General features: G+C 64.8%; 20 protein-coding genes. 8 read left to right on the forward strand and 12 right to left on the reverse strand.

The features are described from left to right. The first annotated feature begins 41 nt into the window (after positions 1-41). A complete protein-coding gene (locus tag UP09_RS18465; RefSeq protein WP_044539689.1) occupies positions 42-5,981 on the forward strand; it encodes an apolipoprotein A-IV repeat region-like domain-containing protein in 5,940 nt (1,979 codons plus the stop codon). 298 nt (positions 5,982-6,279) lie between these two features. On the opposite strand, the gene UP09_RS18470 is transcribed toward UP09_RS18465, so the two are convergent. The 4 genes from UP09_RS18470 to UP09_RS18485 form a co-directional block, all read right to left on the reverse strand. Beyond that, positions 6,280-6,852, reverse strand: coding sequence for a hypothetical protein (locus tag UP09_RS18470; RefSeq protein WP_044539690.1), 573 nt, complete (start codon positions 6,850-6,852; stop codon positions 6,280-6,282). A gap of 147 nt (positions 6,853-6,999) precedes the next feature. Further along, positions 7,000-7,878: an MlaD family protein gene (locus UP09_RS18475; protein WP_044539691.1), complete on the reverse strand. Its 879-nt coding sequence runs from the start codon at positions 7,876-7,878 to the stop codon at positions 7,000-7,002. 128 nt (positions 7,879-8,006) lie between these two features. Then, positions 8,007-8,777 carry an ABC transporter ATP-binding protein gene (locus UP09_RS18480; protein ID WP_044539692.1) on the reverse strand — a complete coding sequence of 257 codons (771 nt, stop codon included), beginning with the start codon at positions 8,775-8,777 and terminating at the stop codon, positions 8,007-8,009. A gap of 2 nt (positions 8,778-8,779) precedes the next feature. Then, complete coding sequence (locus UP09_RS18485; protein ID WP_044539693.1) at positions 8,780-9,913, reverse strand: MlaE family ABC transporter permease; 1,134 nt, start codon at positions 9,911-9,913, stop codon at positions 8,780-8,782. A 158-nt stretch (positions 9,914-10,071) separates the two neighbouring features. Here UP09_RS18485 and dgcA point away from each other — a divergent pair, with 158 nt between their 5' ends. Then, entirely contained in the window at positions 10,072-11,067 is a 996-nt protein-coding gene (dgcA, locus tag UP09_RS18490; protein ID WP_044539694.1) for an N-acetyl-D-Glu racemase DgcA, read from the forward strand. On the opposite strand, the gene UP09_RS18495 is transcribed toward dgcA, so the two are convergent. Continuing rightward, entirely contained in the window at positions 11,037-12,236 is a 1,200-nt protein-coding gene (locus UP09_RS18495) for an MFS transporter (protein ID WP_044539718.1), read from the reverse strand. The two genes, dgcA and UP09_RS18495, sit on opposite strands and share 31 nt — an antisense overlap. Positions 12,237-12,311: 75 nt before the next feature. Here UP09_RS18495 and UP09_RS18500 point away from each other — a divergent pair, with 75 nt between their 5' ends. Further along, positions 12,312-13,493 carry a hypothetical protein gene (locus UP09_RS18500; RefSeq protein ID WP_044539695.1) on the forward strand — a complete coding sequence of 394 codons (1,182 nt, stop codon included), beginning with the start codon at positions 12,312-12,314 and terminating at the stop codon, positions 13,491-13,493. 11 nt (positions 13,494-13,504) lie between these two features. Further along, on the forward strand, positions 13,505-13,858 hold the full coding sequence (locus UP09_RS18505; RefSeq protein WP_044539696.1) for a hypothetical protein: 354 nt from the start codon (positions 13,505-13,507) through the stop codon (positions 13,856-13,858). Between the two features lie 590 nt (positions 13,859-14,448). Here the strand turns inward: UP09_RS18505 and UP09_RS18510 are convergent. From UP09_RS18510 to thiD, 4 genes are all read right to left on the reverse strand, one after another. Further along, positions 14,449-15,438, reverse strand: coding sequence for a threonine/serine dehydratase family protein (locus tag UP09_RS18510; protein ID WP_044539720.1), 990 nt, complete (start codon positions 15,436-15,438; stop codon positions 14,449-14,451). A 42-nt stretch (positions 15,439-15,480) separates the two neighbouring features. Then, complete coding sequence (locus tag UP09_RS18515) at positions 15,481-16,575, reverse strand: glycosyltransferase family 4 protein (RefSeq protein WP_044539697.1); 1,095 nt, start codon at positions 16,573-16,575, stop codon at positions 15,481-15,483. Continuing rightward, positions 16,572-17,384 (reverse strand): UDP-2,3-diacylglucosamine diphosphatase, encoded by an 813-nt coding sequence (locus UP09_RS18520; RefSeq protein WP_044539698.1) that lies wholly within the window; start codon positions 17,382-17,384, stop codon positions 16,572-16,574. Before UP09_RS18520 ends, UP09_RS18515 begins: the two co-directional genes overlap by 4 nt. 308 nt (positions 17,385-17,692) lie before the next feature. Continuing rightward, the gene (gene thiD, locus UP09_RS18525; protein ID WP_044539699.1) at positions 17,693-18,490 is read right to left on the reverse strand and encodes a bifunctional hydroxymethylpyrimidine kinase/phosphomethylpyrimidine kinase; all 798 of its coding nucleotides are present in this window, start codon (positions 18,488-18,490) and stop codon (positions 17,693-17,695) included. 130 nt (positions 18,491-18,620) lie between these two features. Here thiD and UP09_RS18530 point away from each other — a divergent pair, with 130 nt between their 5' ends. Next, positions 18,621-18,866: an Lrp/AsnC ligand binding domain-containing protein gene (locus UP09_RS18530; RefSeq protein ID WP_044539700.1), complete on the forward strand. Its 246-nt coding sequence runs from the start codon at positions 18,621-18,623 to the stop codon at positions 18,864-18,866. Positions 18,867-18,909: 43 nt separating this feature from the next. On the opposite strand, the gene UP09_RS18535 is transcribed toward UP09_RS18530, so the two are convergent. Continuing rightward, on the reverse strand, positions 18,910-19,515 hold the full coding sequence (locus UP09_RS18535; RefSeq protein WP_063840149.1) for a TetR/AcrR family transcriptional regulator: 606 nt from the start codon (positions 19,513-19,515) through the stop codon (positions 18,910-18,912). Between the two features lie 125 nt (positions 19,516-19,640). Here UP09_RS18535 and UP09_RS18540 point away from each other — a divergent pair, with 125 nt between their 5' ends. Together UP09_RS18540 and UP09_RS18545 are read left to right on the forward strand one after the other, a co-directional pair. Further along, the gene (locus UP09_RS18540; protein WP_156164664.1) at positions 19,641-20,315 is read left to right on the forward strand and encodes a hypothetical protein; all 675 of its coding nucleotides are present in this window, start codon (positions 19,641-19,643) and stop codon (positions 20,313-20,315) included. A gap of 19 nt (positions 20,316-20,334) precedes the next feature. Continuing rightward, positions 20,335-20,688: a DoxX family membrane protein gene (locus tag UP09_RS18545; protein ID WP_044539703.1), complete on the forward strand. Its 354-nt coding sequence runs from the start codon at positions 20,335-20,337 to the stop codon at positions 20,686-20,688. 34 nt (positions 20,689-20,722) lie between these two features. Here UP09_RS18545 and UP09_RS18550 read toward each other — a convergent pair whose 3' ends face one another. Further along, the gene (locus UP09_RS18550) at positions 20,723-21,652 is read right to left on the reverse strand and encodes a c-type cytochrome (RefSeq protein WP_044539704.1); all 930 of its coding nucleotides are present in this window, start codon (positions 21,650-21,652) and stop codon (positions 20,723-20,725) included. 165 nt (positions 21,653-21,817) lie between these two features. On the opposite strand from UP09_RS18550, the gene UP09_RS18555 reads away from it, so the two are divergent. Next, the gene (locus UP09_RS18555; protein WP_044539705.1) at positions 21,818-22,240 is read left to right on the forward strand and encodes a CHRD domain-containing protein; all 423 of its coding nucleotides are present in this window, start codon (positions 21,818-21,820) and stop codon (positions 22,238-22,240) included. Between the two features lie 87 nt (positions 22,241-22,327). Here the strand turns inward: UP09_RS18555 and UP09_RS18560 are convergent, their stop codons facing one another. Next, on the reverse strand, positions 22,328-22,774 hold the full coding sequence (locus UP09_RS18560; RefSeq protein ID WP_044539706.1) for a c-type cytochrome: 447 nt from the start codon (positions 22,772-22,774) through the stop codon (positions 22,328-22,330). Positions 22,775-22,846 lie beyond the last annotated feature (72 nt).

The raw sequence follows: 22,846 nt of genomic DNA on the forward strand, positions 1-22,846 counted from the left end.
AGGTCGCCGACGCGTAAAAAGTAAGAGGGCTTAGACTGAACATGGCGAACACTCCCAAGAAGGTCAAAGATCCCACCGAAGTCGCGCTTTCTGCCATTCAGGAAGCCCTCAATATCAGCGAACCGGGCGCGGAGAACCGCAGCCCCATCAACGAGGAGATGGCGCCGCCGAGCCTTCCACCGGCCATGTCTGATTTTTCCGCCAATTCGTTCGAGTCCCGCCCGAGCACAGATCGCCCGGTGTTCGAACCGATCGAGGAACCGCGCAATTCGCGCCGCGCCGCTAATGACGATCGCGCGAACATCGGCCAGGTACTGCAAGACCTGCAGAGGAGCCGCCCCGGCCCCGCCCGCAACTCCTTTACGCTGTTCGCGATCTGCTCGGGTGTCTGGCTGGTCGGCTGCGGCATCCTCACCCTCGCCTTTTGGTCGTCGCTGCAGTCCGCGATGGCGCAGGGTAGCGGTATCCTCGTGCTCGCTGGCCTTGCCGCCCTTTTCGTCGCGCCGGTCCTGCTGTTCTTTTTTGTCTCGACCCTGGCGACCCAAAGCCAGGACATGCACAAGATCGCGCAATCGATGGCGCAGGTCGCGATGCGCTTCTCCGAGCCTGAAAACGCCGCCGCCGATTCCATGGTCACGGTCGGCCAGGCGATCCGCCGCGAGGTCGCGGCGATGGGCGACGGCGTCGAGCGCGCGATCGCGCGCGCCGGCGAGCTCGAATCCCTGGTTGCCAACGAGGTCGCGGCGTTGGAACGCGCCTATTCCGACAACGAAGTGCGCATCCGCGCGCTGCTGCAGGACATCGCCCATCAGCGCGACAATCTGGTCGGCCAGGCCGAGCAGGTGCGCAGCGCGATCTCCGGCGTGCAGATCGACCTACGCCACGACATCGCGCTGATCTCGGATGCGATCGCCTCGCGCGTCGACGAGGTTGCCAAAAGCATCACCGGCGCGCTGGAAGAGCGCGGCCAGCACATCACGACCGCGCTGAGCCATGCCGGCGACAACATGATCCTCGCGCTCGGCGAGCGCGGCGGCGACCTGCTCGACCGCCTCGAGGAAGCCAGCGCCGAGACCACCCGCGCCGTGCTCGACGCCTCCGAGCGGCTGACCACCAGCCTCAACTTCAAGACCGGCCATGTCCACGACGAGTTTGCCGATCTGGCCGATCGCGTCCACGAGATGCTGAACGAGCGCGTCGACCGTATCACCGGCGAATTCGAGCAGCGTTCGTCGACCATCGTCGACGGCATCTCCGACCGCACCGAGCAGGTCCACGACTCGCTCAAGAATTCCTCGGACTCGCTGCTGCTGGAGCTCGAGCTGCGCAGCAACGACCTGGTCAGCAAGATCGACGACGCCGGCAACCGCCTCGCCGGACAGATCATGACCTCCGGCGACAAGGCGAGCGAGGCGCTCGACGTCACCGTCAATTCGCTGGTCGCCAAGGTGCTGAACCAGACCGAGACCGCGCACGACTCGCTATCGCTGCAGATGAGCGCGTTCGACGAGCTGGTGAAGAACCACGGCAGCGAGCTTGCCGAGAAATTCGCCCGCGACTCCGGCACGCTCGGCGCACTGATCACCCGCCACATCTCGGAGTTCGACCGCACCGTCAAGACCTTCGGCGGCGACATCGTCGAGCGCATGGGTCAGCGGACCCAGGACATCGCCGACAGCCTGAAGACCTATGTCGACACCTTCGATCATCGCGTCAGCTCAAGCGGCGGCGAGATCACCGCCACGCTCGACCAGCGCTTGCTGCAGTTCGAGACCACGCTGGGCAGCCGCGTCAGCAGCCTCGACAGCTCGCTCGACAACAAGCTCTCGACCTTCGACTCTTCGCTTGGCAACAAGATCGGCTCGCTCGACAGCACGCTCAGCGGCCATCTTTCGACGCTCGACGGCTCGCTCGCAACCCAGATCGGCTCGCTCGACGGCCGCCTCCAGTCGCTGGATGAGGTGATCGACGGCCGCATGAAGACACTCGGGGTCACCTTCGAGAGCCGCGCGAAGTCGGTCACCGATTCCATCGATGGCCATCTCGGCACGCTCGCGACGCAGCTCACCGAAGGCGCCGCCCAGGCGATCCAGTCGATCGACTCGCGGCTCGGCCTGCTCACCACGACGCTGACCGAGGGCACCGTGCAGGCGATCGCGGCGGTCGACCACCGTATCAACAGCGTCAGCGAGACCATCGACGGCCACAGCGTGCGCCTCGCAGAGACCATCAACGGCCGCAGCGCGCACCTGACCGACACCATCTCGGCGCGCTTCATGGACATCCAGCAAGGCATCGAGAGCCGCGTCGGCGCCATCGCTGGCGACATCGACACCCGCGTCGCGCAGTTCGAGGACCTGCTGGGTTCGCGCGTCGAGGCTGTCGCCGGCCGAATCGAGAGCAGCGGCCGCCAGGCAAGCGAAGACCTCATGGCCCGCGCGGAACTGCTGTCGTCCGGCATCAAGTCCCATGTCGAGGACGCCGAGCGCTCGCTGACCAACCTCGTGGTCAACACCAGCGAGACCATCCAGACCGGTGCGCGCACCGCGCAGCAGGCGCTGCTCAGCGTGTCCAGCGACGTCGGCGCCCAGCTCAAGTTCACCTCAGCCGAGGTCGAGGGCGTGCTGACCGCCGTCGGCATCAGCACCGCCAATTCGATCCTCACCAGCGCCCGCGACGCGCAGGCCTCGCTGGTCTCAGCCTCCGGCGACGTCGCCACGCAGATCAAGGCCCTGTCGGCCGATGTCGAGCGCACGCTGCAGGCCGCAGGCGGCGCCACCGCAGCCTCCGTGGTCTCAGGTGCCCGCGAAGCGCAGACCACGCTGGTCTCAGCCTCCGCCGAGGCCGCCAGCCAGGTCAAATCGCTGGCTGCCGACATCGAACATTCGCTGTCGATGGCCGGCTCCGCTACCGCCGAAGCCATCACGACCGGCGCCCGCGAAGCCCAGACCCTGCTGATCTCGTCCTCGACCGACGTCACGAGCCAGGTCAAGTCGCTGGCAAGCGACGTCGAGCGCTCGCTCTCGATCGCCGGCACCGCCACCGCGGAAGCGGTCGTTGCCAGCGCCCGCGAAGCCCAGAGCACGCTGGCCGGTGCCTCCACCGAGGCCGCAAACCTGGTGCGTACGCTCGCCGCGGACATGCAGCACTCGCTCTCGATCGCCGGCACGGCCACCGCGGAATCGGTTGTCGCAAGTGCCCGCGAAGCCCAGAGCACGCTGGCCGGTGCGTCCACCGAAGCCGCCAATCTGGTCCGCACGCTGACCGCCGATGTGCAGCGCTCGCTGTCGATGGCCGGCTCCGCGACCGCGGAATCGATCACGTCAGGTGCGCGTGATGCCCAGAATACGCTGGTCAACGCGTCCGCCGAAGCCGCGAGCAAGGTCACGGCGCTTGCCGCCGACGTCCAGCGCGCACTGTCGATGGCCGGTACCGGCACCGCAGAGACGATTACGGCCGGCGCCCGCGAGGCGCAGACCACCCTCGTTGCCGCGTCGTCGGATGCCGCCAACCACGTCAAGTCGCTGGCGATCGATGTCGAGCGCACATTGACCGCGGTCGGCACCAGCACCGCCCAGTCCATCCTCGGCAGCGCCCGCGAGGCCCAGAGCTCGTTCGCGGCAACCTCCACCGAGGCCGCCAGCCAGATCCGCGCGATCTCCGCCGAGATCGAGCGTTCGCTGATCACGGCGGGAGCGGAGACCGCACAGACCATCGTCGGCAGCGCCCGCGACGCCCAGAGCTCGTTCGCGGCAACCTCCGCCGAGGCCGCCAGCCAGATCCGCGCGATCTCCGTCGAGATCGAGCGTACGCTGACCGCGTCGGGTGCGGAAACTGCGCAGATCATCGCCGGTAGCGCCCGCGACGCCCAGAGTTCGTTCGCAGCGACCGCCGCCGATGCCGCCGGCCAGATCCGCGCGATCTCGACCGACATCGAGCGCTCGCTCGGCGCGGTCACGGCCAAGACCACCGACAATATCCAGACCTCGGCGCAGAACGCGCAGGCGGCACTGATCAACATGTCCAACGAGGTCTCGACCAAGGTCAAGACGACCTCGGCCGACATCGAACGTTCGGTGCTGTCTGCCTCCAGCGCGTTCGGCTCGACCATGACCGGCAAGACCGACGAAGTCGTCACCTATGTGCAGCAGCAGACCGAGCGCTTGTCGCAGATGGTCGACAGCCGCCGCGGCTCGCTGGTCGAGGCGTTGACCGCCAAGACCACGCAGCTTGCAACCGACATGGATCGTGCCACCGCAGATGCGCTGAAGGCGATCGAAACCCGCGGCCAGGCGTTCTCGCAGTCGATGTCGGCGCATGGCAGCGATGTCGCGCGCAACATCACCTCGGCCGGCGATCAGGCGACCGGCGCGGTGTCGAAGTCGCTCAAGGAGCTCGAGCAAGCCTCGCGCTCGGCGATCGACCAGTCCCGCCAGGTCTCGATCTCGGCCGTCACCGAAATGCAGGAGACCAGCAAGATCCTGCGCACCGACACGGTGGCGCTGTTCGAGCGGCTGCGCGAAGGCAACATCCTGCTGCAGGAGGTGCTGACCGGCGCCCACGACAACCTCAACTCGCTGGAGCGCGCGCTGGTGACCCGCGTGGCCGACTTCGTGTCCGCCATGAACGACGTCACCTCGCGCAACGGCGTGGCGACCCAGACGCTGGAAGACCAGCTGACGGTGTTCAACAGCAAGACCGGCAAGGCGCTGGAGGATCTCGGCGCCCTGTCCGGCCAGTTCGAGACCCATGGCAAGGCGCTGATCGAGGCGGCTGCCGTGGTCGAGCAGGCCAATCGCTCGACGACGGCTTCCGTCGCCGAACGCAAGACGGCGCTGGAATCGCTGGTCACGACGATCGACCTGCGCACCACCGATCTCGACCAGCGGCTGTCGCGCTTCACCGGCCTGCTCGATGAATCGCTGGCCGCGGCCGAAGAACGCGCCCGCGACATCGCACGCGTGGTCGCGGAGACCGCGGGCGCCGGTTCGGCGACGATCAGCCGGCAGTTCGAAGCGGTGCGCCTGGCGGCCGAAAACGAGCGCCAGCAGACCATCGAGTCGATGAACGACCTGTACCAGCAGAGCAACGCCGAGACCGATGCGATGTTCAAGGAATCGACGGAGAAGTTCTCCGCGATGGTCCTGGCGATGAAGCAGATGGCGTCCGAGATGCACAACGAGCTCGAGGCCACCCGCAACGAGCTGCGCCGCGGCGTGCTCGAAATGCCGCAGGAGGCCGCCGAGAACACCGCGCAGATGCGCAAGGTGATCGTCGACCAGATCGAGGCGCTGGCTGAGCTTAACCGCATCGTCGCGCATCATGGCCGCGGACTCGACGTCGTCAGCGGCAATCGCGCCAGCGTCCGCCAGGAGGAGCCGATGATGGTGGCCGCCGGCGGCGGTCGCAGCGAGGCACGCATGCGTGACTCCGGCGGCACCGGCAGCGCGTCCACCCTGCCGCCGCCCGATCTCGGTATGTCGAGTTCGCGCCGCACCGAAGCGCCGCCGGTCAGCCCTGCGAGCTCCGACAATGGCCGCGACGGCTGGCTGTCCGACCTGCTCAACCGCAGCGATGCACCACCGCCGCCCGCGCCGAGCCGCGAGGCCCCGCGTCCCCGTCCCGCCGCGCCGCAGGCTGCCGCCAATCCGCTGGAGTCGCTGTCGCTCGACATCGGCCGGCTGATGGACCGCAACCTCGCCGCCGAGATGTGGGACCGCTACCAGCGCGGCGAGAACAAGGCGTTCTCCAAGCGCCTCTATACGCCGGCCGGCCAGAAGGCGTTCGATGAAGTGGCCCGCAAGTATCGCTCCGACCGCGGCTTCAAGCAGACGGTCGACCGCTACATCGCCGAGTTCGAGCGCCTGCTCGACGAAGTCGCCCGCGACGGCCGCGGCCCGCAGGAGCTGCGCAACCACCTGACCTCGGAAACCGGCCTGGTGTACACGCTGCTCGCGCATTCGGCGGGTCGGCTGGGGTAACGGCGAGGTCAATTGCAGACAAGAAACGGAGGCAGCGATGCCTCCGTTTTGCTTTCAGCCGATGCGTGGATACGCCACCTGAATTCGAGCGTAAGCGCCGTCGCAGGGCGCGTTGCCAAAATATCGAAAACAACCCCATGCAAAGTAACCGGCAGCGGACGGCGTTCGACCAGGCAACTTGACAGGTCGGGCAAATCAACGATATTATTCTAATATTCCGAAATCACGCAAGAACCTCGATGAGGCTCGCGACTGTTGGGGGGCCGAACTGAGGGGCCTCACGGCCGCCGTTTTGCATTCACTGCTTAGATGCCCAGGATGGCATCGGTTGCCAACGCGTCCAGGCGGGTCGCACCTGCCTGGGAAACACCAGACGCAAGAGCCACAGACCCGGCAGCACGACCACAAATAGGGCGATGCCCGCGATCAGCCCTGCCTTCGCCAGACCCGGGTCGGCGGCGAGACTGTGCTGGAAGGCCCATGCGATGAACAGAGCCTCGAGCACGTAGAGCGGCGTCGAGCACAGCCCGGGGTTGGGGCGGTAGCCCAATTGGTGCAGCAGAACGTGAGACACCAGCGTGTCGGACAATCGCGCGCCGATCAGCATGCCGAGCGCAAACGTGCTGCAGGCCGGCCCTAACGCGCCGAAGATGCCGACGATTCCGATCGCGGACAACGTCAAGGTCAACGCCGCGGTGAAGATCAGGAAGCCCCACCGGTCGGGAATTTCGAAACCAACGATGGCGCCAAAATTGCGCCAGAGCGGTCCGCCCTCACCCTTCAACTCCTGCCGGGAGTGCAGGCAGGTGATCGCAATATCCGCTGCCAGGATCAGTGCAAGAAATGGCATCGAGATGTGCGAGGCATCCATACGACGCATCCCCCAACGTTCAGCCGCCGGACGTCATTTCAGGACTCGGCCGCGCACTTGTTGGCGGGCGCAAAGCCTCATCGTGCTGGCCCACCTTACACCAGGAACATGGCACGCGGAAGTTGTATCGTGCGCAAGCGTGACGACCTACTGCCGCCGCCTTGGCCCGGCCGGCGCTGCGGCCGGTGCGGGCGCTGGCGCGGGCTCCGGCGCGGCGTTGTTGCTGCCGCCGAAGATCACCCGGCTCGGGTTGCGGTCGAAATTGTTCACCGCGCGGCTGATGTCGCCGAGCGTCTTGCGGCCATCCGACATCAGCGCGCCTGAGCGCTTGTCGAGGTCCTCGGCGAGGTCGCGGATCGACTTCACCATCAAGCTGAGCTCGCCGCCATTGTTGCCGCCCGCGATTGCGTTCAGCCCGAGCATCAGGCTGTCGGCCTTGCCCATTACGCCGTCGACCTTGAGCATCACGTTGTCGATCTTCTCGGAATTGCGCGCCAAAGCCGAGGTGAAGGTCTCGAGATTGTGCAGCGAATTCTTCACCGATTCCTGATTGTCGGCGACGATGCGGTTGACGTTCTGCAAGGTCGCGCGGATCGCCTCGGTCACGTCCTGGAGCGCGTTCGGATCGGCGGTGAGCACCGGGACGCCGTCTTCGTCGAGCGGCACCGGCGGCGCGGCCTCCGCGCCGCCCTTCAGCGAGATCGCGGCAACGCCGGTGAGACCCTGGAATTCGAGGCCGACGAGGGTGTCCTTGCGGATCGGGGCGTTGTTCTCGATCATCGCCAGCGCGACCACGCGCCGCGGATTGTCGAGCTTGACCGAAACAACTTCCCCTATCCGGATACCGTTAAAATTGACGCTGCCGCCGTTGCGCAGGCCCGACGCCGGACCCTCGAAGATCACCCGGAAGGGGCTGCGCGCCTTGGTGGTGTGCAGGCTCTGGAACCAGAGCACGAAGCCGAACGCCGCTGCGATCACCGCCAGCGTGAAGACTCCGATCAGCACATAGTTCGCCCGCGTTTCCATCGATCGCTCTCAATTACTCTCAATCAATCCTGGGGCTCTGTCGCCGCTGCGCTGCACCAGAGCCTGTCGAATTCTTCGTTGGCGCATGATCTCGTCCGAAAACCGGCCTCCATTTTTCGGATCATGCGCTAGCCCACAACGGCGCGGGCGCGCTTGCCATTGAAATATTGCTGCAGCCATGGATGCTGCGACGCCTTCATGTCGGCGATCGATCCTGCTGCAATGATCTTACCGTTCCCTAAAACGGCGATACGGTCGCAAGCGGTATAAAGACTGTCGAGATCGTGGGTTACCATGAAAACGGTCAGCCCCAAAGTGCGCTGCAGGGTGCGCACCAGCTCGTCGAAATCGCCCGCGCCGATCGGATCGAGGCCCGATGTCGGCTCGTCGAGGAACACGAGCTCCGGATCGAGCGCGAGCGCACGCGCCAGCGCGACACGCTTGACCATGCCGCCGGACAGTTCCGACGGATAACGGTCGGCGACCTCGGGCTTCAGGCCGACCATCCCGAGCTTGGCGACCATGATCTCGTCGAGCAGCCGTTGCGACACGCGCAGATATTCGCGCACCGGGAACTGGATGTTCTGCCGCACAGTGAGCGATGAGAACAGCGCACCCTGCTGGAACAGGATGCCCCAGCGCCGCTCGACACCGCGCCGCTCGGCGAAATTTGCGGCATCGAGATCGACACCGAACACCTCGATGCGGCCGGAGACTTTCGGCACCAGCCCGATGATGGTGCGCGTCAGCACCGACTTGCCGGCGCCGGACGGGCCGACGAAGCCCAAAATCTCGCCGCGCTTCACATCGAGGTCGAGGCCGTCGAGCACGCGCGTCTTGCCGAACTGCACGGTGATGTCGCGGACCCGGATGATGGCGTCGGACTCCTGTTCGGCCATCGTCACATCCCGATCGAGGCGAAGAAGATCGCGAACACGCCGTCCATCACGATCACGAAGAAGATCCCCTTCACCACCGACGACGTGGTGTGCTGTCCGAGCGACTCCGCCGAGCCCTGCACCGCAAGCCCCTCGACGCAGGCGACGATGCCGATCACCGCGGCCATCACCGGCGCCTTGATCATGCCGACGATGAAATGGTTGATCGAGATCGCGTCGCGCAGCCGCAGCAGGAACGCTTCCGGATCGACGCCGCCATAGAGCCAGGCGACCAGGCCGCCGCCATACAGCGCGGCCATCGCGCCGAGGAAGGCGAGGATCGGCAGCGCCAGCATGATCGCGAGCATCCGCGGCAGGATCAGGACCTCGATCGGATCGAAGCCCATGGTGCGCAGCGCGTCGATCTCCTCGCGCATCTTCATCGAGCCGAGTTCGGCGGTGTAGGCCGAGCCGGAACGGCCCGCGACCATGATCGCCACCAAGAGCACGCCGATTTCGCGCAGCACCAGCACGCCCAGCATGTCGACCACGAAGATATCGGCCCCGAACTGCCGGAAATGGAAAATGCCCTGCTGCGAGATGATGCAGCCGATCAGGAAGGTGATCAGCACCACGATCGGCACCGCGCGCCAGCACACCTGCTCGAGGTGATGCACCGTCGAGGTCAGGCGAAAACTGCGCGGGTGGATCAACACGTTGCCGACGGCGGCCAGCACCGCACCGAGCATGTCGATCAGGCTGAGGATGGTGCCGCCGATGCCGACCACGGTGCGGCCGATCTGCTCGAACATGCCGGTGACCGACAGCGGATCGCTGTCGACCTTGGGCACGGCGCTGACGCGGCGAACCTCGTCGACCAGAGTGGAATAATTGGCCGAGAGCCCGGCGATCTTGGCTTCGGCGGTGGCGTCGCTGAGGCTGCGGCGCAGCCGCTCGATCAGCCAGGCGCCGAACGTATCGAGCTTGGCGACCTGCGAGACGTCGATGAAGATGTGCTGACGGCTGCCGCGCAGCTTCTCGGCATCGGAGACGATTCGTTCAAGCATGGGAGCAAAGCGGGCTGTCCAATTGCCCGCCGCACACAACGCCAGTCCCTCGCCCTGAGCTACGCGCTCCAGTGTCGGGTTACCGCTCACCCTTGCCACCCCTCGGCTGGTTGGCCGTTCGAAAAGCCGCTCACCGGCGCTCCCGGATCGTCTTGTCGATCCCGGATCGCCTTGTCGAATCTGTCACTAACCAGCCATAGTTGGTTACGCCTCGCAAGCATACGGTTCAGAAAATAGTAGACTTTAAAATGACTTCCACCCCCTCCCGAACGCTTTCTGCCGGTATCGAGCGCTGGCCGATCGCAGGCTCCTTCACGATCAGCCGCGGCGCCAAGACCGAGGCGGTGGTCGTGGTCGCCGAGATCAGTCAAGGCAGCCTGACCGGCCGCGGCGAATGCGTGCCCTATCCGCGCTATGACGAGACGCCGGAGGCGACGCTACAGGCGATCCTGACGATGCAGGAGCCGCTGGCCATGGGCATGGACCGCGGCGCCTTGCAGGCCAGGATGCAAGCCGGCGCCGCCCGCAACGCGCTTGATTGCGCGCTATCGGACCTCGAAGCCAAGCTTGCCGGCGAGCGAATTTGGACCCTGCTCGGCCGGCCGGCGCCAAAGCCCTGCACGACCGCCTACACGATTTCGCTTGGAACGCCCGCGGCGATGGCGGAGGCCACCGCCAGGGCCGCCCACCGTGCCCTGCTCAAGATCAAGCTGGGCGGCGACGGCGATGGCGACCGCATCAAGGCGGTTCGCTTGGCCGCGCCCCAATCCGAGTTGATCGTCGACGCCAACGAGGCCTGGACCGAGGACAACCTCGCGGCCAATTTCAAAGCCTGCGCCGATGCCGGCGTCACGCTGATCGAGCAGCCGCTGCCGGCCGGCGAGGACGAGGCGCTGTCGCGGATCAAGCGGCCGGTCACGGTCTGCGCCGACGAGAGCGTGCATGATCGCGCCTCGCTCGCGGGCCTGCGCGGCCGCTATGACGCCGTCAACATCAAGCTCGACAAGACCGGCGGACTGACGGAGGCGCTGGCGATGGCCGATGCCGCGCGCGCTCTCGGCTTCGAGATCATGATCGGCTGCATGGTCGCGACCTCGCTGTCGATGGCGCCGGCGATGCTGATCGCGCAAGCCGCGCGCTTCGTCGACCTCGACGGCCCGCTGTTGCTGGCGCGCGACCGCGATAGCGGCCTGCGCTACGACGGCAGCCTGGTCTATCCGCCGGATGCCGCGCTCTGGGGGTGATGTGTGAACCTGTGCCGCGCCAGCCACATCACGAGCCCTCCGATGGCCGCCATCGCTGCCATCATGTGGTAGACGCCCTGCCCGTAGCGCGCATAGACCGCGCCGCACAGGATCGCCGTCGTGCTCGCGAACATGCCGCCGCAGGCGGCAAGATAGCCCTGCCCGCGCGCAATCATGTGAGCGGGCACATGATGCACCATCAGCCCCATGATGCCGACCTGCGTCAGTCCGAAGGTCAGGCCATGCGCGAGCTGGACCACGGCCAGGATCGGCAGCGGAGGATCCTGGGCGGTGATGGTCCAGCGCGCCACTGCGCTCGCCGCGGCGATTACCACCAGCACGGCCGATGGCAGCGTGAAGCGCGGTGAGAGTGCGAACAGTACGATCTCAGCGATGACACCGATCGTCCAAAGTCCTCCGATCGTCAACCCGCTGAGGCCTGCCTGCTGCCAGGCGATCGACGCGAAGATGTAATAGGCCGAGTGGCTGCTCTGGATCAGCGCCGAGGACACAATGATGGCGAGGAAGCCGGGATCGCGCAGCAGCTTGCGCGCGCCATGCATCGGCGCCGAGGTCGCCACGGCCTGGTCAAGCGGACGCAACGACAGCCCCACGAGCGCACCGAGCACAGTGACCGCAGCGATGATCCAGATCAGATGCGTTGGCGGGACGGTGCCGAGCAGCAGCCCGCAGCCGAGCGCGCCGACCACGAACGCGGCCGAACCCCACAGCCGCAGCGGCCCGTAGTTGAGGCCATAGCGCCGCACGCCGCGCAGCGCATAGGCATCCGTCAGCGGCACCATCGGCGTCCAGACGCAGCAGGTCAGCGCGTAGGCCAGCAGCACCAGCAAAGGCAGGCGCTGGGTGCCGATAACGAGGAAGCCGAACGCGGTGGCGAAGCCGGTCAGGATGATGGCGCCGCGCAGCATCTGGCGCCGCTCAGCGGCCGCTATGATGAGTGGCAGCACGGTGAAACGGGTCACCGGCGGCACCGCCGTGATGATTCCGATCCAGGCTGGATCGATGCCGATCGCCTTCAGCCACACCGTGAAAAACGGCAGATGGACGCCGGTGGTGCCGAACAGCGTGGCATAGAATGCCGCCAGGCGGCCTGCGAATCGCCTCGATGCCTGCCCGGCAGCAATGGGGATTTGTGATTCGATAGACATCAATTCAATTGCGATTCGCGCGATATCGTGATGATCGTTAGCGTAACGCGCAGTGATTTGCGCGCAGAGAATATGATGGCTGAGCAAGCATTCGCCCTGTCGCCGATCTCCGCCCGCGCGGCCCAGCCGGGCGAGGAGGACTATGCTGCGATCAGCGAGGCCTTCATGGAGACCGCGCGGGGGCGCTGGTTCCTCGGCGAGTACGCCAAGCGCAACCGCAACGCCGATACGCGGATGGTGCTCGACGCCGTGGCGCGGATCGAGCAAAGCCTCAGCGCGCAGCGGCAAGCAGCCGCTGATGCCTTCAGGGACGAGCAATTGGAACAAGCGCTGACCGCGCTGCGCGGTGCGGTCGAGGCCGCCCAGGCCGTGGCGATTGCAGCGCTCGATGACCTCGGCTTCGAGCAGTTGCTCGTGCCGGTGCGCAAGGGCGTGCGGGTGATCCGGGAAATCTCCTGGCGGCTGCGCGAGATCGGCAATGACGGCCGGATCTGCGACATCATCGATTCGCAGGCCAGCGCCATCGAGGCCGGCGCCGCACAGATCTCGATGGACGACGCCAAGGTCGTGCTGGATACCGCCTTCGCGACGCTGGCGCGCCGGCTCGCCGTGTTCGGTGCAGACGAGGCGGTTGCGCCTGCCGCCGAAGCACCGGTCGCGGAAGCGCCCGTGGCGCCGCCCTCGCCGCCTGCCGCGGCCAAGAACGTCGCCAACGATGTCGCGGTCGCTGAGGTGGCGTCGGCCACGGCACCGACCGCCGAGGTGCCTGCGGTCACGACACCGCAGCCGGCATTCGCGGAAGCCGAGCCCGCATTGGCCGAAGTCGAGGCCGCTGCCCCTATCGCTGACGACGCAGAAGCCGACGCGCATGACGAGGCCATGCTCGACCTCATCGCGATGGAGATGGGCGCCCCCGATCCGATCGACGATGACGAAGTGATGATGGTCGCGGAGACGCCCATCGCCGAGGCGCCGCCGGTCGAGCCCGAAATAGCCGCTCAGGAAATGGCGGGCGTAGTCGAGCCCATTGTCGCGCCCCCCGCGCCGATGGTCGAAGCTCCTGCCGCCGAACCGGCTCCATACCAACCAGCGCCGCAGGCCGGTATCGCGCCTGCGCCAGAGCCGGCGGCGGAAATGTCGCTTGGCTCGACCATCATCGCGAGCGGCCTCGTCAAGAAGCCGAGCGCCGCGGCCAACGATCCGCTGGCCCCGATCCGCCGCATGAGCCAGGCCGAGAAGATCGCGTTCTTCTCCTAAGGCACCATCCGATGCCTCCCCACACTGACACGATCACTCTCTGGCGCCCCGTGGGGCCCAAGGAACTTGAGTTGATCGAGCAGAGCGGCATGCGTACTTTTCCGCCGCGGTTTCCCGATCAGCCGATCTTCTATCCCGTCCTGACCGAGGAATACGCCGCAAAGATCGCGCGCGATTGGAATGTCCCCGCCAGCGGCGCCGGATTTGTCACGCGTTTTCAGGTGAAGCGCAGCTTCATCGAGCACTACGACATCCAGGAAGCCGGCGGCCGCTCCCACCTCGAATACTGGATTCCGGCGGAGGACCTGCCCGCGTTCAACGACGCGATCGTGGGATTGATCGAGGTCGTTCGCAGCTTCACGTGAGGCTGGTTGATCAACGCTCTCAGAAGCGAGTTGCAGCAAGTGGGATGTGTAGAGCGACGCGAAGGTAGTGTCTCAGTTTGAAGTTTGGGCCTTGGCGGCGATGGGTTTTTGGTCCGGTCTGGCCACAAGCCAAAAAATTAGGGCCGTAAAAATGCCCAAGACGCCAAAATACAAAGTTATGAAAACTGTTTCGACGATACTGTTTTTCGCGTCTCCCATGAACACGAGAGACCCTGAGACTGGAACGATAGTTGTGAGGAGCCCCAGTAACAAATAGGGCCAGAGCCGGTGGTGAGTCCGTCTAAAAAGTAGAAAAGCCGGTACGCTGACTAAGGCCTCCAATAAATAAATCAGGCAGCAAACAAAGATGTATGCCGATGGCCGCTTTTACCTGGAGATTGCGCCAAGTACCAAGCGGGCAATATCGCGGGTAACAAAGGAGCAACGAGAAATGCGATAACGGTTCGCACGAAATATCCCTCGGTGGACCAGAAATTTCAAAGTGAGACACTACCGAAGCGAAACCCATCAACTTCGTCGCAAACCAGTGATGGGTTTCGCTTCGCTCTACCCATCCTACGGCTCTCGCGTCAGGCGACCAGCTTGGCGAACAGCTCGGCGTCGACGTTGCCGCCGGAGAGCACGATGACGACGTTCTTGCCCTTGGCGTCGATCCGCGCGGCCAGCAGTGCGGCAAGCCCGACCGCGCCGCCGGGCTCGACCACGAGCTTCAGCTCGCGATAAGCAAAAGCAACGGCAGCCCCAACCTCCTCGTCGGAGACGCTGACGCCGTTTGCCAGGAGCTTGCTATTGATGGCGAAGGTGAGTTCGCCCGGCATCATCGCCATCAGCGCATCGCAGATGGTGCGGGCCGCAACCGGATGCGCCTCGCGATGCCCGGCTTTGAGCGACAGCGCGTGATCGTCGTAACCTTTCGGCTCTGCAACGACGATCTGAGACTGCGGGAATTTCGCTTTCACCGCGGTGGCAACGCCCGCGATCAAGCCGCCGCCGGACGCCGGCGCGACGACGATGTCGGGCACCAGCCCGAGCGCGGCCATGTCCTCGGCAATCTCGCGGCCGGCGGTGCCCTGGCCTGCGATCACGAAGGGATCGTCATAGGGGCGCACCAGCGTCGCGCCGCGCCTGCGCGCGATGTCGTTGGAGATCGCCTCGCGGTCGTCGCGATCACGGTCGTAGAGCACGACCTCGGCGCCATAGGATTTGGTCCGGTCGCGCTTGGTCAGCGGGGAATCCGCAGGCATCACGATGGTCGCGTGCATGTTGAGGATCTTGGCTGCGGCCGCGACGCCCTGGGCATGGTTGCCCGAGGAGAACGCGACCACGCCGCCGCTCCGCTGCGCTAGCGGGATCGAGGCCAGCTTGTTGAAGGCGCCACGGAACTTGAACGATCCGGTCCGCTGCAGCATTTCTGGCTTCAGGAAGACCTTGGTGCCGATGCGTTCGTCGAGGACCGGAAAGGTCAGGAGCGGCGTCCGCACCGCGAACGGTGCGACCACCCTTGCGGCGGCGTCGATGTCCGCGGCGGCGACGAGGGGAGTCGAGGCGGTTTCGGTCATCCGCGGACTGTATCGCGGCAGCGGACCGCCGAGCAAGACGCTTCAGCGTGAGGTCGGCTGGGTGGCCGGCAGAATAGCAAAATGATGCTCTTCGGCGCCGAATTCCACCACGATTCCCCCCTCATCGTCCGGCAGGACGGGCCGGACATTCGTGGCACGGTCGATGAACACCCGTGCCGAGGCCTGCCAGGTATGAAGCGCGGCAAAATCGACGCAGGCCTGACGCGGAATGCTCAAGGCTTCCAGGCAGGCATGGTGCAAATCCTCGTCGAGCACGCCAACCGGGGCGGCACCGATCACATCGCGGGGGCCGGTGACCGGAAAAGCGGCAACCGGCAACCCGCTCGCCAGCGCCTCGAGCAGAACGAGGCCGAACGTGTCGGTCCGGCTCGGGAACACGAACACGTCGGCAGCGGCATAGAGCTCGGCCAGTTCCTCGCCATGGCGGGCGCCGAGGAACACGGCCTCGGGGTATTTCCGCTCCAGCGACACACGTGCCGGACCGTCACCGACCACGAGCTTGGTGCCGGGCAAATCGAGATCGAGGAACGCCTCGAGGTTCTTCTCCACCGCCACACGGCCGACGCTGAGGTAAACCGGCTGCGGCAGGCAGAGATCGACATCGCGCGGATGGAACAGCCCGGTATCGACACCGCGCGACCACAGCACGACGTTGCGGAAGCCGCGCTGGCGCAATTCGCTGGCCAGCGCCGGCGTCGCCGCCATCACCGCCTGGCTCGGCTTGTGGAACCAGCGCAGCGCGCGCCAGATCCAGGATTCCGGGATCGGCGACCGCGCGGAGACGTATTCGGGAAAGCGGGTATGGAAGCTCGTCGTGAACGGCAGGCCGTGCTTGCGGCAATGACGGCGCACCAGAAGCCCGATCGGGCCTTCGGTCGCGATGTGAATGCTGTCGGGCCTTGCGGCCTCGATCAGCCTGGCAATCTTCGCCTGATACGGCAGCGCGAGCCGGAGATCAGGATAGCTCGGCATCGCGAAGGTGCGGAACGAGTCCGGCGTCAGGAAACTCACCTCGACGCCGAGCGATTTCGCCGCCTGCGCCATCATGGTCAGCGTGCGGACCACCCCGTTAACCTGGGGATGCCACGCATCAGTCGCGACCAGGATATGCGTCATGCAGCGCGTGCCGTGACTCGCGGAAGCGGCGCAACGCGGCGCTCCGGGTCGGTCCAGGTGATGATCTCGAAGCTGCCGTCTTCGTTTTCAGCAAGCGCCGTGCAGCTCTCGACCCAGTCGCCGCAATTCATGTAGCGGATGCCATGCTCGTCATGAATCGTCGCGTAGTGGATGTGGCCGCAGATCACGCCGTCGCAGCCGTGGCGTCGCGCTTCGCCCGCCAGCGTGGACTCGAACGCGCCGATATAGTTCACCGCCTTCTTGACCTTCAGCTTGGCCCATTGCGACAACGACCAATAGGGCACGCCGAACATGCGGCGGAAGAAGTTGACGAAGCGATTCATCTGGATCGCGAAGTCATAGGCCTTGTCGCCGAGATGGGCGAGCCAGCGCGCGTTCTGCACCACGAGATCGAAGATGTCGCCGTGGATCACCAGATAGCGCTTGCCGTCGGCGCCGGTGTGGACGGCGTTTTCCATCACGTCGATGCCGCCGAAATGCGTGCCGTAGAAATTGCGCAGGAACTCGTCGTGGTTGCCCGGGACGTAGATCACCTTGGCGCCCTTGCGCGCCTTGCGCAGCATCTTCTGCACGAAGTCGTTGTGGGTCTGCGGCCAGTACCAGTTCGACTTCAGCGCCCAACCATCGACGATATCGCCCACCAGATAGATCGTGTCGGCGTCGTGGGTCCGGAGGAAGTCCAGCAGACGGTCGGCTTGCGAACCGCGGGCTCCGAGATGAACGTCGGAGATGAACAAAGTGCGAAAGCGCCGTTCGGGGCTTTCTTCACTCAAGGAGTCACTTCCCATGCCTGTGCACCTAACAGATTCCTGTGACAAGGCGATGACGATCCCCGTGACCGAAGGCCCCATAAACCTTAACGAGAATCAGTTGCACGCCCCTCCAGAGCGGATAACAGCGCGATGCGACAATCTGGCGACATGGGAGGTTGCGGAGGGATGGAACACCCGAGGTGTTGCCTCTCCGTATCGGAGACGAACAACATCCGATGGCGCGTAGCCCGGATGGAGCGAAGCGCAATCCGGGGTCTTGCGTCTGTGGATCAACCGTCCCGGATTTCGCTGCGCTCCATCCGGGCTACGGGACTACGGGAGCCTCAATAAAACTTGTGGAAATGATGCACGGGTCCGTGGCCGTGCCCGACGGCGAAACGGTCCGCCGCCGCGATCGCTTCCGTGATCCACGCCTTGGCGTTGCGCACGGCGGTCTCGAGGTCTTCACCCTTGGCAAGCCCTGCGGCGATCGCCGACGACAATGAGCAGCCGGTGCCGTGCGTGTTTGGCGTGGCGATGCGCGGCGCTGTCAGCGCGATGGTGCGGTCGCCGTCGATCAGATAGTCGATGCTGTTACTGCCGTGCCCGTGGCCGCCCTTGACCAGCACCGCGCGGCATCCTGCAGCCAGCAAGCGGCGGGCCTGGCTCTCGACGGCGGCCTCGCTCTCGGCGACCGGCTCGTTCAGCAATGCCGCGGCCTCGGGCAGGTTCGGCGTGATCAGCGATGCCAGCGGAAATAACCTCGCCTTGAGCGCGTCGACCGCCTCAGCCGCAAGCAGGCGATCGCCCGAGGTTGCGACCATCACCGGATCGAGCACGATGTGCCGTGGTGACCAGCGCTTGAGCCCGTCAGCAATCGCTGCGATCGTCTCGACCTGCGCCACCATGCCGATCTTGACCGCGCCGACGGCAAGGTCGGAGAACACCGCGTCGATCTGCGCGGTGACGAAAGCTGCGGGCACCGGATGGATACCGCTGACCCCCGTGGTGTTCTGCGCCGTCAGCGCCGTGATCACAGAGGCGCCGTAGACGCCGAGCGCGGCAAAGCTCTTCAGGTCGGCCTGGATACCCGCGCCGCCCGAGGAATCCGAGCCTGCAATGGTGAGCGCGACGGGTGTCATCGATGGCAGCAAGCGGTTGATAGGAAACGGATCATGGCCCGTCCTAGCGCGCCCGCTTATTGGCAGCAAGTTTGCTTGCCTTGGCCGCCGGTTTTTGGCCTATTGTCGCCAAATCCCCGGAGACACAGCGATGGTTCCCTTCTTCGTCCAGATCAAGTGCAAGCTCGGCCAGTCCTACACCGTCGCCAACGCGCTGGCGGAGGCCGAGATTGCGTCGGAGATCTATTCCACCGCGGGCAATTACGATCTCCTGGTCAAGTTCTACGTCGACCACGACACCGACATCGGCCATTTCATCAACGAGAAGGTCCAGGTGCTCCCGGGCATCCAGGACACCCTCACCATCATCACCTTCAAGGCCTTTGGGGCGAAATAGGACCTCGATCCGCATACCTGCCCGATTCGGGAGACGCTAACTGCTAGGCGTCCGGCGCCGAGTCGATCAACGCCTTCAGGAAAGTAACAACGATCCGGCCGCTGCGGCTGACTTCGCCGCCCCTCGACAACAGTGCCATGCCGCGGCCCAGGGCGATGAAGCCGGTGGCGATTTCCATGGCATCGGCGGGCACCTGCTTGCCGAGCAATTCGAACAGGCGCGTCACCAGCACGCCCAGGGCACGGCGGTGCTTGCGGTTGAGGTCGTTATAGCCTTGCGCGAAGGTCGGGCTGCGCAGCGCCTGCAATTGCAACTCGATCGCCAGCACGGCGAACCCGGGATCCGAATTGGCGGTGGCGGCCCATTTTTCAAGGCCCGCCATCACCTTCGCGGGCTCGCTCGACGCCTGTCCCAGCACGCCTTCGATTTTTGCGCGTTCCTCGGATTGGTGCCGTTGCACCAGCTCGAGCAGGATCGCCTCCTTGTCGGGAAAATTCGAATAGAACGCGCCCTGCGAAAATCCGGCTGCATCGGCGATGTCGCGCACCGAGGCCTGCGCAAACCCCTTCTTGATGATCTCCTCGCGCGCCGCCTCGATCAGGAGATTCCTGGTACGCGCCTGACTTTCCTCGCGATTTAACCTGGGCAATTGATTGGACTCCTGAATCCTTAAATAGCGATTGATTTTCAGATATCATCTGATATCCATCTTCAGATAGCAGTTGATATTTGTAAATCGGCGAGTCGGCCGGACGCGCGGGGAGTAGCTATATCATGCAGATCAGACCATTGGACCGTACGCTCGCGATTCTGGCGACGCTGGCGGCGTTGACCGTCGCCGCCATGGTGATCGGTATCATCACCACCAGGGGTTCGCAGGACTTCTTCCAGACCGCCCGCTCCACTGATGCCTATGGCGCGTATCTGGAGACCTCCCTCGTACCGCTCGGTCTGCGGCTCAATCTCGGGCTCGATAATCTCTTCATGATCTTCTACGGCGCATTCTTCATCGTGCTGGCGGCACGGCTGCGCACGATGCTGGACCCCTATCTGCTGGGCGCCGCGCTCGCCTCCATGATGCTCACGGTTGTCCTCGATTGCGTCGAGAACCACCACATCATGACCATGGTGTATGCGATCCAGAACGGATTGCCGCTGTCGCCGGCCGACGGCGAGCTTCAGATGATCGCTTCCCAGGTCAAGTTTCACGCCAGCTATCTCGCGGTCCTGCTGTTCTCGTTCGGCTTCCTGCAGTTCGGCAGGCTCGGCAGGACCGTCGCGGTGGTGCTGTGGTGCTACATCCCGTTCGGGATCCTGATTTCGGTGACGCCGGTGGAGCAGGCCAAGCCGCTGGTGCTGGGACGGACGATCTTCTTCGTCTTTGCCTTCATCCTGTCCGCCGTCCTGTTCCCGTCACAGGCCAGACTCCACGCCCAGAACAGCAAATAACATAACGGAGGGCTCCCTCATGCCGATCACGATGATCACGATTGCCGGACGAAGCCTGCTCGCGTTGCTGTTCATCCTTGCCGGCGCAGCCAAGATCGCCGGCCCGAAACCCTTCCTCGACCACATGGCGGCACACCATATTCCGGGCCAGCTGCTACCGCTGGTCATCGCGCTGGAGCTTGGCGCGGGCCTGGCGTTGCTGATCGGCTGGCAGCCGTCATTCGCCGCCGGCGCGCTTGCGCTGTTTTGCCTTGCCACCGCGTTCGGGTTTCACCTCGACCTCGCCGACAAGGCGGAACGAACGCTATTTGTGAAGGACCTCGCGATTGCCGGTGGCTTGATGGTCGTTGCCGCCGGCGCGTGGCGCGGATAGCAGGCCGAGGATCACAAGGCGCAATCAGGAAAGATTAGTCTTTGTCCGCCTTCTTCGGCGGCTTCGGCGGACCCTCGACCGGCGGTAGCGACTTGATGTAGTCGGCAATCGCGTCGCGGTCCTCTCCCGAGAGCTGCGAGGTGTTGCGGATCACGCGCACCATCGATCCGCCAGCGCTGTCGCCATCCGGCGTCTGGCCGCTTTCGAGGAAATAGGCGATATCCTTCGCGCTCCAGTCCGACAGTCCCTTCGGCGTGATGTTCGGCACCCAGCTCTCGCCTTCCGGATTCGGGCCGCCGGCGAAGCGCTGCGCGCCGATGATGCCGCCAAGAAGATTTCTGGGGCTGTGGCACTCGGCGCAATGGCCAAAACTGTTGACGAGATAGGCGCCGCGATTCCACTGCGCCGAGCGGCCTGCGTCGGCCACGAACGGCTTGCCGTCCATAAACAGCCACTTCCAGATGCCGACATTGCGACGGATGTTGAAGGGGAACGGCAGATCATGGTCGCGCACTTTGCCGGCGACCGGCGGTAACGTCTTCAGATAGGCGAAGAGGTCCCGGACGTCATTGATCCCAGCGTGCTGATAGGAGGTATAGGGAAACGCCGGGAAGTAATGCGTGCCCGATGGCGAGGTGCCCTTCATGACAGCAGTGACGAAATCGGCCTCGCTCCAGCGGCCGATGCCGTCGTTCGGATCGGGCGAGATGTTCGGCGCGTAGAAGGTGCCGAATGGCGACGGTATCGCAAGGCCGCCGCCAAGCTTCATACGATCGTCCTGCTTCGGCACGGCATGGCAGGAGGAACATCCCCCGGCATTGAACGTTATGAGCCCGTTGGCAAGGTTGGGCTGGTAGGCGGGCAGCGCGCTCGCGGCAACGGTCGCGGGGATCGTCAGCCACCAGAACACACTGAGGCCGAAGATGCCGGCCACCACGGCGAGGAGGAAAATTCGTCGCAGCATTCACTGATCCGTCATTGGCGCTTCCAAGGGTGCAGCCAGTATGACCGCAACGGGGCGGGGAAGCTTCCATGAAATTTCGCGCACCATCCGCCGTTCCGGGAATAAACCCGCAGAACCGATGTTTCGAGACTGACACCATCGTGTGACGTCAACAGGGAGAGACCTATGCCGAACAAGACCATGCTTGCCACGCTGATACTGGGTGCCGCGATCGCGTTCGCCGGGCCGGCCTTCGCCGAGAAGCTGAAGGCAACGCTGGACGGCAAGTCCGAAGTGCCGGCGAACACCAGCGCAGGCACCGGCACCGCCGACATCGACTACGACGCCGCCAGCAAGAAGCTGACCTGGAAGCTGACCTATTCCGGCCTCAGCGGCCCCGCCACCGCGGCCCATTTCCACGGCCCCACTGAGGCCGGCAAGAATGCCGGCGTCGCGGTCGCGATCCCGAATGCGACGTCGAGCCCGGTCGAAGGCAGCGCGACGCTGACCGACGCGCAGGCCGCCGATCTCTTGGCCGGCAAGTACTATGTCAACGTCCACACCGCGGCGAGCCCGGGCGGCGAAATCCGCGGCCAGGTGACCAAGTAAATCTCACGAAGTAATCCCAACAAGAAGAAGCCGACACAGAGAGGGGCGGACGCCGCGAAGCGTACGCCCCTTTTCGTGAAGACGTGATCAGCCCTTCTTGACGCGGTATGTCTCGTGGCAACCGCCGCATTGCTTGCCGATGACGGGCAGTTCTGCCTTCAGTGTGTCGAGATCCTTGATCTTGCCCTTGGCGTCGGTGACGGCCTTGGCGAAGCTCGCAATGTGTTCCTCGAAGCCGACTTTGTCTTCCCAGATCTTGGGCGAGGCGGAGTAGTCACCCTCCGGTTTGAGCCCCTTGGTGCTCTCGGGGAACAGCGTCGGAAATTTCTTGACGGTGTCTTCGAACTGGGCGAGCGCGGCATCGACGGTCGACTGATCGTAGGGCTTCTCACCCTTGACCATCGCCGCCAGCGCGCCCGCGTTCTTGCCGTTGCCCTTCATCACAACTTGGGTCTGCGTGACCTGATCCTGCTGTGCAACGACGGCACCTGCACTGAACACAAGCACCGCTGCGATAACGACGATCCGCTTCATCGGCAAATTCCCCTCAATTCCGGTTTGTCCGGTCCGCAGGTACACGGCCGGCCTGTTTGCAAACACCGCAGG

This window comes from Bradyrhizobium sp. LTSP885, from assembly GCF_000938305.1.
Lineage (GTDB): Bacteria > Pseudomonadota > Alphaproteobacteria > Rhizobiales > Xanthobacteraceae > Bradyrhizobium.

Bases quoted from the DNA above. Each gene is read 5' to 3' on its own strand.
- UP09_RS18550 (WP_044539704.1), bottom strand. From the start codon at position 21,652: ATGCTGCGACGAATTTTCCTCCTCGCCGTGGTGGCCGGCATCTTCGGC.
- UP09_RS18500 (WP_044539695.1), top strand. From the start codon at position 12,312: ATGGCTGAGCAAGCATTCGCCCTGTCGCCGATCTCCGCCCGCGCGGCC.
- UP09_RS18465 (WP_044539689.1), top strand. From the start codon at position 42: ATGGCGAACACTCCCAAGAAGGTCAAAGATCCCACCGAAGTCGCGCTT.
- UP09_RS18470 (WP_044539690.1), bottom strand. From the start codon at position 6,852: ATGGATGCCTCGCACATCTCGATGCCATTTCTTGCACTGATCCTGGCA.
- dgcA (WP_044539694.1), top strand. From the start codon at position 10,072: ATGACTTCCACCCCCTCCCGAACGCTTTCTGCCGGTATCGAGCGCTGG.
- UP09_RS18510 (WP_044539720.1), bottom strand. From the start codon at position 15,438: ATGACCGAAACCGCCTCGACTCCCCTCGTCGCCGCCGCGGACATCGAC.
- UP09_RS18560 (WP_044539706.1), bottom strand. From the start codon at position 22,774: ATGAAGCGGATCGTCGTTATCGCAGCGGTGCTTGTGTTCAGTGCAGGT.
- UP09_RS18505 (WP_044539696.1), top strand. From the start codon at position 13,505: ATGCCTCCCCACACTGACACGATCACTCTCTGGCGCCCCGTGGGGCCC.
- UP09_RS18555 (WP_044539705.1), top strand. From the start codon at position 21,818: ATGCCGAACAAGACCATGCTTGCCACGCTGATACTGGGTGCCGCGATC.
- UP09_RS18475 (WP_044539691.1), bottom strand. From the start codon at position 7,878: ATGGAAACGCGGGCGAACTATGTGCTGATCGGAGTCTTCACGCTGGCG.
- thiD (WP_044539699.1), bottom strand. From the start codon at position 18,490: ATGACACCCGTCGCGCTCACCATTGCAGGCTCGGATTCCTCGGGCGGC.
- UP09_RS18540 (WP_156164664.1), top strand. From the start codon at position 19,641: ATGCAGATCAGACCATTGGACCGTACGCTCGCGATTCTGGCGACGCTG.
- UP09_RS18520 (WP_044539698.1), bottom strand. From the start codon at position 17,384: ATGGGAAGTGACTCCTTGAGTGAAGAAAGCCCCGAACGGCGCTTTCGC.
- UP09_RS18545 (WP_044539703.1), top strand. From the start codon at position 20,335: ATGCCGATCACGATGATCACGATTGCCGGACGAAGCCTGCTCGCGTTG.
- UP09_RS18495 (WP_044539718.1), bottom strand. From the start codon at position 12,236: ATGTCTATCGAATCACAAATCCCCATTGCTGCCGGGCAGGCATCGAGG.
- UP09_RS18530 (WP_044539700.1), top strand. From the start codon at position 18,621: ATGGTTCCCTTCTTCGTCCAGATCAAGTGCAAGCTCGGCCAGTCCTAC.
- UP09_RS18480 (WP_044539692.1), bottom strand. From the start codon at position 8,777: ATGGCCGAACAGGAGTCCGACGCCATCATCCGGGTCCGCGACATCACC.
- UP09_RS18515 (WP_044539697.1), bottom strand. From the start codon at position 16,575: ATGACGCATATCCTGGTCGCGACTGATGCGTGGCATCCCCAGGTTAAC.